This window comes from Oerskovia sp. NPDC056781 (assembly GCF_042789955.1).
Lineage (GTDB): Bacteria > Actinomycetota > Actinomycetes > Actinomycetales > Cellulomonadaceae > Oerskovia > Oerskovia rustica.
In genome coordinates this window covers 1-10043 of the sequence record NZ_JBHUAD010000145.1, presented here as the reverse complement: position 1 = coordinate 10043, position 10043 = coordinate 1, and the positions used below count along the sequence as shown (strand labels likewise).

Sequence of the window (10043 nt, the reverse complement as noted above, 5' to 3'; positions counted from 1 at the left end):
GAGCGGATGCTCGCGGGCCCTCACCGTCCGGTGCCGTCCGACACAGGGGACCCGGACGGTGCGCCTCGTGGCCGAGGGCCACGGACGTCCTGGTCAGGAGGTCGTGCAGGACTTGCCGTTGAGGACGAACGCGACGGGCGCACCGTTCGTGCCGCTGTGGTTGGCGTTGAAGCCGACCTCGACGGACGCGCCCGGTGCGAGGTTCGCGTTCCAGGAGAGCCCGGTCACCGTGACGTTCGCGCCGGACTGCGTGAACTGACCCGACCACGAGTTGGTGATGGTCTGACCCGACGGGAACGCGAAGGCCAGGCTCCAGCCGTTGATCGTGCCGGTCGAGGTGTTCGTGACCTTCACGGTGCCCGTGAAGCCCGAGCCCCAGCTGTTCGCCGAGTAGGCGACCGTGCACGAGCCGGGGGGCGGGACGACGACCGTCGTGGTCGTCGCGCTCACCGCGGCCGAGGACGCCGAGAGGTTGCCCGCGGTGTCCCTGGCCCGGACCGTGTACGAGTACGCGGTGCCCGCCGTCAGGCCCGTGTCCGTGAAGGACGTCCCGGTCGGGGTGCCGACCTGGGCGCCGTTGCGGAAGACCACGTAGCCCACCACGCCGACGTCGTCGGTCGACGCGTTCCACGAGAGCGGGACCGTGCTCGCCGTGGTCGTCCCCGCGGTCAGCCCCGTGGGCGTCGAGGGCGGCAGGTCCGTCGGGCCCGTCGCTGTCGTGACCGACCGGGCGGCAGACGGCGTCGAGACGTTGCCGGCCGCGTCGCGCGCCGTGACGGTGAACGCGTACGTGGTCGCGGGGGTCAGGCCGGTCGCCGTGAAGCTCGTCGAGGTCGAGGTGCCGACCTGCACGCCGTTGCGGTAGATCGTGTAGCCCGTCACGCCGACCGTGTCGGTCGAGGCCGTCCACGAGAGCGGGACGGACGTGGCCGTGGGCGTGCCCGCGACGAGGCCCGTCGGGGCCGTGGGAGCCGTCACGTCGCCGGGTGTCGAGCCGCCGCCGTCGATGACCGGGTAGGCGTTCTCGACGAGCATCTCGAACTGCGCGTCGAACCACTGGCCCGCGAGCGGTGCTCCGCCCAACGCGCCCGTCAGCTGGTTGGCGAGCTTGGGCGAGACGAACGTCGGGTCGCACATACGGTCGAACCGCTTGCCCTGGTCGTTCGGGATGTCCGTCGAGGCGCCGTCGGACTCGCCCGGAGGCTTGACCCACACGAACGCGTGCAGGTGCGACTCGGGGTAACCCGCGGGCGTGGCCTGCGGGCGCTCACCGATGCCGGCGCCTGCCGGGTTGCACCAGGCGCCGCGGTGGACGCGCTTGTCCACCCGCGACTCGTCGACGTACGTGTTGTGGTTCGTCGACGTGCTGACCGAGGTCGGACGTGCGTCACCGCCCCACCCGTTGCGCGACGTGTCGATGAGCATGCCGATCGAGGACGGGAACCCCTCGGCGACCAGGAGGTCGTAGAGGTGGGCCGTCCAGTCGGTCTCGTCGAAGTCGGCGTTCCACTCGTAGAAGCTCGCCGACCGGATGGGCGTGCCCCCGATCTGGACGTCCTCGAGGAACGGCTCGACCAGGGGCGTCGAGTTCGCGGTGTTCGTCACGAAGCCCGTGACCGACGCGAAGCCCGCGGTGGTCGACCTCACGACGTCGGCGAAGAGCTTGGCGGCGGGGCCCGAGTTGCTCGGCCAGCCCAGCCAGCCCGCGTGCGCGGCGTCGATGTAGGAGTACACGTTGCCGACCGTGTAGAGCTCGTCGAGCGCGTACTTCACGCCCGCGCGGTAGTACGGCGCGGACTGCTGGCAGTCGGGCGTGCTGATGTTGGTGATGAGGTTCGGCAGTGAGTCGGGCTCGATCGTCGCGGCGATGCGCAGCGAGTCGTACTTGGGGTCGTCGAGGATGTCGACGATCGGGTCGATGTACTCGTTCTTGTAGCGCACGAGCCCGGCGTCCGTGGCCGGGAGCTCGCCGTTCGAGGCGAGCGCGTAGCAGTCACGACCCGGCAGGTCGTAGATGACCAGGTTGAACACGATCGGCACCCCGGCGTCCTTCTGGGCGAGTGCCTCGTCCAGGTGGTACCGCAGGCCGGGGCCGTCGACGTTGCCCTCGATCGCGCTGATCCGGTCCATCCAGACGGCCGTGGGCTCGTCCGAGATCGCCTGCATCTTCGCAGCCAGGTCGCCGTCAGCACGTGCGGCGGCCGCTTCCACGGCGCCCGACCAGTACGGGTTCACGTACTGGGTCGCCCCGGCGTACGGGTTCGCGACGCGTGCCTCGGCGGCGGCGGCCGGGATCTGAGCGAGCGTGAGGGGTGCGGCGACCAGCGCCGCAGCGGCCATGGCTGTCGCGCCCTTGCGCAGCCGATGGGGGGTTGGTGACACGAGGTCCTCCTGAGGTTCGTCCTCGGACCGGACGACACCGGCCGGTCCGTGCCGCGGGGGTGCGGCGTCGAGCGCAACGTGTCACGGACCGGGTGAGGACGGAACGGCGTGAAACGTTTAGGACGGCACGGCCGATCACCCGGCGGCGGACGGGAGACGACCGGCGAACGAGACGCCGTGCGAGGTCAGCGCGGAGGAGCCGTGGTGCCACGGATCACGAGCCTTCCGCCGGGGACCGTCCGAGAGGCCTCGTCGTCCGGGGAGCCTCCCCCGTGCCGCCCGACGGCGTGCAGGACCTGACGCCCCGCCTCCTGCCCGAGAGCGCGGAGAGGCCGCGCGACGGCCGTGACGGGCGGGGTCGACAGGCGCAGCACCGGGGCGTCGCGACCGGCGACGACCGACACGTCCCACGGCACGGCCAGCCCGGCGCGGCGTGCGACGTCGACGACGACGAGGGCGCCCAGGTCGTCCGAGGTGACGATCGCCGTCGGGCGGTCCGGGGCCGCGAGCAGCCGACGGGCGGTCGTCGCGACGTCCTCGAGCGTCGTGCAGGGCTCCACGAGCGCGATGCCCCCTCGACGGGCGACCTCCTCACGCACGGCGTCCGCAGCACCGTGCCCTGACCGGAGCGGCCTCGCGGGCGCGAGCACCGCGACGTGCCGGTGTCCCAGGTCGCTGAGGTGCCGGCCGACCTTGACGTCCGCTGCGGCGTCGAGCGCCACCGTCCGCGGGGCCGAGGCCGCCGTGCCGGACATGGTGTGCGGCGGTCCAGCCGGTTGCCGCGGCGCGCCACGGCCGTCATCGAGGTTCGCCGAGCGCGGCCAGGAGACGTGGTCGACCAGCACGGTCGCGACCCCGAGTCGTGCGACGACGGCGAGGCGAGGGTCGTCGGTCCTGATCCCGGTCATGACGAAGGCGTCGTAACGGTGCTCGGCCCACCAGGTCGCGACCGCGGCCGCCGCCGCGGACGGGGACTCCACGAGGTGCACGGCCAACGGGAGGTCGGCGTCGAGAACGTCGCGAAGTCCGTCGGCGAGCTCGAGATCGGCGTCGGCCGACGTCGCCCCGACCGTGTCCCGGACCAGGAGCAGCGCGACCGTCCCGGGCGTGCCGCGCAATGCCCTGGCTGCGGCGCTGGGTCGCCAGCCGAGGTCCTCTGCGACCTGGAGCACGCGGCGTCTGGTCCGTTCGGAGACGCCCGGTCGCCCGTTGAGGGCGTAGGAGACCACCGCGATCGACACCCCGGCCGTGCGGGCGACGTCGGTGATGGTGGGACGCCTACCGGTAGCAATCGGGCTTTCCGGACGTGAGAATGTGGCCACGGTCACACAGCATGCCGCAGGCGGCGCGCGCAGCACGACCCGACCGGTCCGACGGCGGACCGGTCGCACGGAGAACGCGGTACACGACGGAGTGGACACCATGGTCGATGTCACGACCCACCGAGGAAACCTCACGATCGGCGTGCTCTCACCCGTCGTGGGCGGCTTCTACTTCGGCAAGATCCTCGCGGGGATCTCACGAGGACTGCGGGCGGGTGGTCACCGGGTGGTCGCGTTCCAGACCTATCCGGCCGACCTGGATCGGGAGGAGTTCCCCGACCGGCCGCCACCCCGGCAGATCGTGGGGCTGGACGCGATGGACGGCGTCATCGTGGTGACGTCCGCGGTCGAGCACGACGTCCTGCGTCGGCTCGATCGGTCGGGCACGCCTCTCGTCGTGATCAGCGAGACGGTCGACGACCTCGGGGCGCCCGTGGTCACTCCCGACAACGCGGGTGGTGTGCGCGCCGCGGTCGAGCACCTCCTCCAGCACGGCCACGAGCGCATCGGTTTTCTCGGGAACCCGCGCCAGCACGACCTCGTCGAGCGGCACGCCGCGTACGAGACCGCGCTGCGCGCCCACGGGATCGAACCGCGGTCCGAGTGGATCTACCAGACCCGCGACAACCAGGAGGCAGCGGGGGCGGCAGCAGGACGGGCCGCGCTCCAGGAGGGGCTCGACACGACCGCGACCGTCGCGGGCACCGACCGCAACGCCGTGGGTTTCCTCCGGGCGCTCGCCGACGCCGGCCTCGTGCTTCCTCGCGACCAGGCGCTGATCGGCTTCGACCACTCCGACGGCGGTGCCCGGTCCCGGCCACGGCTCTCCTCGGTCGACCCCCATCACGACCGGGTCGGTGAGCTGGCCGCCGAGCTGTTGCTCGCGCGCATCCACGGTGAGCAGGTCGGTCCCGGGCAGCATCTCGCCGAGGCCACGCTGGTCTGCCGCGAGTCGTGCGGCTGCGTCGACAGCACACGGACGGACCTGCTCGTCGACGGCAGGCCGACGTCGGGCGAGGTGGCGGAGGGCGACACCGCCACTGCCCGCCTCGACGCCGTCGCGCGCGCCGTGCTCGACGACTCGGTCGTGCTGCGTGCCCGCCGGGGGACGGGAAGCACAGGCTCGACCGGGTCTGGCGAGAGCGCCGTCGGTGGATGGGTTCGGGCCGTCGTCGCCACCATGACGGACGCGGCCGGCGGCGGCACGCTGCCCGCACCGCAGTTCTACCGGGCGCTCGCCGACCGCACCGCCGTGCTGCGGCCCGTGCCCGAGGCGCTCGAGCTGCTCGTGCCGGCCGTGCGTGCGCTCGAGGCCGAGCTCTTGGTCGGGATCAAGCGCCGCGGCCCGGCGGGGTCGATCGGCGCCGTGGTCGGGGTCGGTGCCACGCGGGCGCGCCCGCAGGGGCGCTCGCGGGCGCTGGGCGACGTGACGACCGAGATCCTCGTCGCGCTCGCCAAGGGGTGCACCCACGCGCTGCTCGTCCGGTCGGGGAACCTCGAGCGTGCGATGGTCGACCAGTATGAGCTCGACCTCGAGCTCATGCACGCCGACAGCGCCTCGCTGCGCCACCTCGACTGGCTGCCGAGAGGGCAGGTGGGGCCGGCTGCGATCGCCCTCTGGAGCCCGCCCGATGACGGACCAGGAGGGGACGTGCTGAAGGTCGTGGGCGTCCGTGGCGGCCTGGCCGCTCAGCGCCTCGTGGGGCACAGCTTTCCCGCGGCGCAGTTCCCGCCGCGCGCACTCCTGAGCGCCGACGCCCTCTCGTTCGTCATCCCCGTGGCGTTCGACGCGAGCGACTGGGGGCACCTCGTGATCGGTGGCCCGGTCGACACCCGCGCGACCAGCGCACGCGAGAAGTACAACCACTGGGCGGCGATGCTCGCCGTCGCGCTCGATCAGGAGGATCACCTCGCCGCGCTGCGAGCCCAGCGGACGGAGCTCGAGGAGGCGGCGCAGCGTGAGCGACGGCTGGCAGAGGAGATCAGCGTGAGCGAGGAACGCTATGCCCTGGCCTCGGTCGCCGCGTACGACGCGACCTGGGACTGGGACGTCGCGACCGGCACGGTCTACTACTCGCCGTCCTGGAGGGCGATGCTCGGCCTGCCCGCCGGCGACCTGAAGGCCGCCGACCCCGAGGAGTGGCTCGACCGGGTCCATCCCGAGGACCTCCAGGCGGTCCAGGTCGCGCTCGCGGTCCAGCTCGGCGGCCTCGGCGGGAAGCTCGACCTGGAGCACCGGCTGCTGGCGGCCGACGGTCGCTACCTGCGTGTCCACTGCCGTGCCGTGACGGTGAGCGACGGTGCAGGATGCCCGACGCGGATGGTCGGGGTCCTGACGGACTGCTCGGACGAACGCCGGGAGAACACCTTCCGGGCGGAGTGCGAACCCTCCCACGAGCTCTCGGCGGTGCGCCCACCGGCGGGTCAGGCGCAGCCGCCACCTCGCCGGGGCGGTGCATCCGTGGCTCGTGGGACCAGCACCCCGGGCGCCGGATGACACGACGTGACCGGCCGCCGCACCGCCATCCGGACGGCCCCGGAGACCTGCGGCGTGGATGAGAGACTAGGCGCCGTGACTGACTCGCGCGACGCCCTCGACACGGCCCACCTCGATCTCCCGGGGTGGCGGCACGTCTACTCGGGCAAGGTCCGCGACCTGTACGAGCCCGACCTCGCGGCCATCGGTGGCGCGCACCCGCTCGGTGACGTCGTCCTTGTCGTCGCGAGCGATCGTGTCAGCGCGTTCGACCACGTCCTGTCCCCGGGCATCCCCGACAAGGGGGTCGTCCTGACCCAGCTCAGCCTGTGGTGGTTCGACAGGCTCGCGGACCTCGTCCCGAACCACGTCGTCAGCACCGAGGCCAGTGCCATGCCGGGTGACGGCCTGGTGCCGGACTCGGTCGCGGGCCGCGCGATGATCTGCCGCCGACTCGAGATGTTCCCGGTCGAGTGCGTCGCCCGCGGGTACCTCACGGGCTCGGGCCTCGTCGAGTACCGGGTGGACCGTACGGTGTGCGGAGTTCCGCTGCCCGAGGGGCTCGTCGACGGGTCGCGCCTGCCCGAGGCGATCTTCACCCCCGCGGCCAAGGCCGAGGTGGGGGAGCACGACGAGAACGTGTCGTTCGAGGTCGTCGCGGGGACCGTCGGGCTCGATGCCGCGACCCGCCTGCGGGACCTGACCCTCGCCGTCTACTCGCGGGCCGAGGAGGTCGCGCGCGAGCGCGGCGTGATCCTCGCCGACACCAAGTTCGAGTTCGGCGTCGACCCCGTGACGGGCGCGACCGTCCTGGGCGACGAGGTGCTGACCCCCGACTCCTCGCGCTTCTGGCCCGCCGACCAGTGGCAGCCAGGGCGCTCGCAGCCGAGCTTCGACAAGCAGTACGTCCGCGACTGGCTCGCCTCCGAGGCCTCGGGATGGGACCGCGCGTCCGACGCGCCGCCGCCCGCGCTGCCCGCGGACGTCGTCGAGCGCACGCGAGACCGCTACCTCGAGGCTTACGAGCGGATCACGGGCGAGTCCCTGTTCTGAGCCCTGGGCCCGTCGGGGAGCCGAGGCGCTCGCGGACGTAGCGGTGGCCGGTCGGCGACGTCCAGCGGACCGTGCCGTCGGCCGCGAGGTCGGGCTGCCAGCCGGACCGCGCCCGGACCACGTGGTGGTGCCGGCACAGGGAGATGAGGTCCTCGGGTCGGACGTCGGGCTCAGGGGCGTCCGGCGCTCGCGGCGCAGGGCGGACCACGTGGTCGAGGTCGCAGCGGAACGCGGGCACCGAGCAGCCGGGAAAGGTGCACGTGCGGTCCCGCGAGAGCACGGCGGCGATCACCTGGACCCCGGGCCCGGGGCGGGCTGCGGGCGACGGATCGAACATGTGTTCGATCGTAGCTGGAGCCCCTGACACCGGCCCGGGCAGGCTGCTCCGGCGTGCCCGGGTTGCCCGATGTGTCGTTGCGCGATATATATCGACCATGCCCACAGCGACGAACGGCCCGGCCGGCGGGAAGTCCTTCCGCATGACCGAGCAGGCCTACCTGATCCTGCTGTCCCTCACCCCCGAGCCGCTGCACGGCTACGCCGTCATCCAGGCCGTCGCCGAGATCTCCGACGGGGCGACGGCCCTCGGCGCCGGCACGCTGTACGGCAACCTCGACCGGCTCTCGGGCGCGGGCCTCGTCGAGCCCGCAGGTGAGGAGGTCGTCGACGGTCGCCTCCGGCGCTACTACCGGATCACCGACGAGGGCCGCCGCGCCGCAGAGCAGGAGACGGACAGGCTCCGCGAGCTCGCCGCCCGGGCGCAGAAGGCCCTCGACCAGCGCGGCACGGCGGTGCGCCCGACGTCGGGCAGGCTCGCCGGAGGGCTGGCCTGATGCGCCGCCGCGACCTGACGCCCGACGAGCGCTTCGAACGGTCGGCGCGCTTCTGGGCGCGGGCCTACCCCCGCCGCTGGCGCGAGGTCCACGGCGACGAGCTCCTCGCGGTCCAGCAGGACGTCGCGCACGCGGCGGCCCAGGCTGCGGGGGCGCCCGCACCTGACCGGTTGAGCACCGACGAGGTCCGCAGCCTGCTGCGCGCCGGCTGGAGCCTGCGCCGGCGGGAGCGCCCGCCGCTGTGGCGGTGGGTCCTGTACCGGTTCGGCCTCAGGCTGCCCGCGGAGTACTGGTGGTGGGTCGCGGACGACATCCGGGGAGCCTTCTACTCGGTGCGGGACGCCGCGTGGACGCTGCTCCTGATCTACAGCCCGTTGCTCGCGGTGCTCACCGGATACGCGTGGGTCACGGGACGACCTCTCGACGACCTCTGGCCCACGTTCCTCACGTCGTGGTTCTTCTGGGCCTTCCTCATCGCAATCGTGGTCGCGTCAGGGACGGCTTTCCGCGAGAGCCGGACTCGGACCGCCTGGTACCGCCACGTGGTCTACGGCAACGTGCCCGAGCCGATGCGGCTGCCGTCCACCTCGCCCGACCCCCGGGACGCCCGGCCGACCTCCTGAGGCGAGCCCCGCCGTCGGGCAGGAAGATCCCCGCCGTCGAGAACGAGGTTGAGGTCGCCAGGGCGCGCAGAACGGCCACGACCTCGTTCTCGGCGCCCAGGAAGCACCGTACCGACCGACGCCTGAGACGCGACCCGGCCCCGTGCGCGGCCCGGGTAAACTGGCCCCGGAATCCCCACCCACCGAGATCCGTGCGACCTCGTCGCCGCCCTCGCGGCGCGCCCCGAGCCTCGTGCGGACCTGTCCGAGCCGAGCCGGCCGGACCAACTTCCCGAGGAGCTCCTGTGGGACGCGTAGTCGTCGAGGTCATGCCCAAGCCCGAGATCCTGGACCCGCAGGGCAAGGCCGTCGTCGGGGCGCTGCCGCGCCTGGGCTTCACCCAGTTCACCGGCGTGCGCCAGGGCAAGCGGTTCGAGCTCGAGGTCGAGGGTGACGTCACCCCCGAGGTGCTCGCCGCGGCCCGTGAGGCCGGCGAGAAGGTCCTGTCGAACCCGGTCATCGAGGACGTCGTCCTGGTCGCCGAGCTCACGGCCGAGCTGGGCGGGGAGAGCGCCTGATGAGCGCCCCCGCAGCGACCGGCCTGGCCACGGCCCGGATCGGTGTCATCACGTTCCCCGGCACGCTCGACGACCGCGACGCGGCGCGCGCGGTGCGCCTGGCAGGCGGTGAGCCCGTGTCCCTGTGGCACGCGGACGCGGACCTGCACGGGGTCGACGCGGTCGTGCTCCCGGGCGGCTTCTCGTACGGCGACTACCTGCGCGCCGGGGCGATCAGCCGCTTCGCGCCCGTCATGGACTCGCTCGTCGACGCGGCCAAGGGCGGCCTGCCCGTCCTGGGCATCTGCAACGGCTTCCAGATCCTCACCGAGGCGCACCTGCTGCCCGGCTCGATGATCAAGAACGACCACCTCGCGTTCATCTGCCGCGAGCAGACCATGGTCGTCGAGAACGCCGACACCGCCTGGACGCGCGACTACACCGCGGGCCAGCGCATCACGGTGCCGCTCAAGAACCAGGACGGCCAGTTCGTCGCCGACGAGCGCACGCTCGACGAGCTCGAGGCCGAGGGCCGCGTCGTCTTCCGCTACGAGGGCTGGAACCCCAACGGCTCACGCCGCAACATCGCGGGCATCTCGAACGCGGCGGGCAACGTCGTGGGCCTCATGCCGCACCCCGAGCACGCGGTCGAGGCCGGGTTCGGCCCCGCGAACGAGTCCGGTCCGCGAGCGGGCACGGACGGGCTGGGCTTCTTCACCTCGGTGCTGAGCACGCTCGTCCAGGCCTGAGAACCCCGTCGCCTCCGCGCGACGTACCGCCCTGCCCGACGGCGGCGCTCACCTCCCCGAGGTGAGCGC

General features: G+C 72.8%; 9 protein-coding genes. 6 read left to right on the top strand and 3 right to left on the bottom strand.

Going from position 1 to position 10043, the window contains the following annotated elements; all coding sequences use genetic code 11:
• Window positions 1-93 precede the first annotated feature (93 nt).
• On the bottom strand, window positions 94-2382 hold the full coding sequence (locus ACFRCR_RS12810; protein ID WP_377678007.1) for a glycoside hydrolase family 6 protein: 2289 nt from the start codon (window positions 2380-2382) through the stop codon (window positions 94-96).
• A 185-nt stretch (window positions 2383-2567) separates the two neighbouring features.
• Entirely contained in the window at window positions 2568-3806 is a 1239-nt protein-coding gene (locus ACFRCR_RS12805; protein ID WP_377678005.1) for a LacI family DNA-binding transcriptional regulator, read from the bottom strand.
• Between ACFRCR_RS12805 and ACFRCR_RS12800 the strand changes: the two genes are divergently transcribed.
• Window positions 3805-6201, top strand: a complete 2397-nt coding sequence (locus ACFRCR_RS12800) for a substrate-binding domain-containing protein (RefSeq protein ID WP_377678003.1) — start codon at window positions 3805-3807, stop codon at window positions 6199-6201. The two genes, ACFRCR_RS12805 and ACFRCR_RS12800, sit on opposite strands and share 2 nt — an antisense overlap.
• Window positions 6202-6276: 75 nt before the next feature.
• A complete protein-coding gene (locus ACFRCR_RS12795) occupies window positions 6277-7233 on the top strand; it encodes a phosphoribosylaminoimidazolesuccinocarboxamide synthase (protein WP_377678001.1) in 957 nt (318 codons plus the stop codon).
• On the opposite strand, the gene ACFRCR_RS12790 is transcribed toward ACFRCR_RS12795, so the two are convergent.
• The gene (locus ACFRCR_RS12790) at window positions 7211-7570 is read right to left on the bottom strand and encodes an HNH endonuclease signature motif containing protein (RefSeq protein WP_377678000.1); all 360 of its coding nucleotides are present in this window, start codon (window positions 7568-7570) and stop codon (window positions 7211-7213) included. The two genes, ACFRCR_RS12795 and ACFRCR_RS12790, sit on opposite strands and share 23 nt — an antisense overlap.
• 97 nt (window positions 7571-7667) lie before the next feature.
• Here ACFRCR_RS12790 and ACFRCR_RS12785 point away from each other — a divergent pair, with 97 nt between their 5' ends.
• The 4 genes from ACFRCR_RS12785 (at window position 7668) to purQ (ending at window position 9974) form a co-directional block, all read left to right on the top strand.
• Window positions 7668-8066, top strand: a complete 399-nt coding sequence (locus ACFRCR_RS12785) for a PadR family transcriptional regulator (protein ID WP_377677999.1) — start codon at window positions 7668-7670, stop codon at window positions 8064-8066.
• Window positions 8066-8689, top strand: a complete 624-nt coding sequence (locus ACFRCR_RS12780; RefSeq protein WP_377677998.1) for a hypothetical protein — start codon at window positions 8066-8068, stop codon at window positions 8687-8689. The genes ACFRCR_RS12785 and ACFRCR_RS12780 overlap by 1 nt, the downstream gene beginning before the upstream one ends.
• A gap of 284 nt (window positions 8690-8973) precedes the next feature.
• Window positions 8974-9246: a phosphoribosylformylglycinamidine synthase subunit PurS gene (purS, locus tag ACFRCR_RS12775; RefSeq protein ID WP_030151045.1), complete on the top strand. Its 273-nt coding sequence runs from the start codon at window positions 8974-8976 to the stop codon at window positions 9244-9246.
• The gene (gene purQ, locus ACFRCR_RS12770; protein WP_030151044.1) at window positions 9246-9974 is read left to right on the top strand and encodes a phosphoribosylformylglycinamidine synthase subunit PurQ; all 729 of its coding nucleotides are present in this window, start codon (window positions 9246-9248) and stop codon (window positions 9972-9974) included. Before purS ends, purQ begins: the two co-directional genes overlap by 1 nt.
• Window positions 9975-10043: the final 69 nt, after the last annotated feature.

What these genes read in the sequence shown, in the direction of transcription:
- ACFRCR_RS12800 (WP_377678003.1), top strand. Translation starts at nt 3,805, where the DNA reads ATGGTCGATGTCACGACCCACCGAGGAAACCTCACGATCGGCGTGCTC.
- ACFRCR_RS12805 (WP_377678005.1), bottom strand. Translation starts at nt 3,806, where the DNA reads ATGGTGTCCACTCCGTCGTGTACCGCGTTCTCCGTGCGACCGGTCCGC.
- ACFRCR_RS12790 (WP_377678000.1), bottom strand. Translation starts at nt 7,570, where the DNA reads ATGTTCGATCCGTCGCCCGCAGCCCGCCCCGGGCCCGGGGTCCAGGTG.
- ACFRCR_RS12785 (WP_377677999.1), top strand. Translation starts at nt 7,668, where the DNA reads ATGCCCACAGCGACGAACGGCCCGGCCGGCGGGAAGTCCTTCCGCATG.
- ACFRCR_RS12780 (WP_377677998.1), top strand. Translation starts at nt 8,066, where the DNA reads ATGCGCCGCCGCGACCTGACGCCCGACGAGCGCTTCGAACGGTCGGCG.
- purQ (WP_030151044.1), top strand. Translation starts at nt 9,246, where the DNA reads ATGAGCGCCCCCGCAGCGACCGGCCTGGCCACGGCCCGGATCGGTGTC.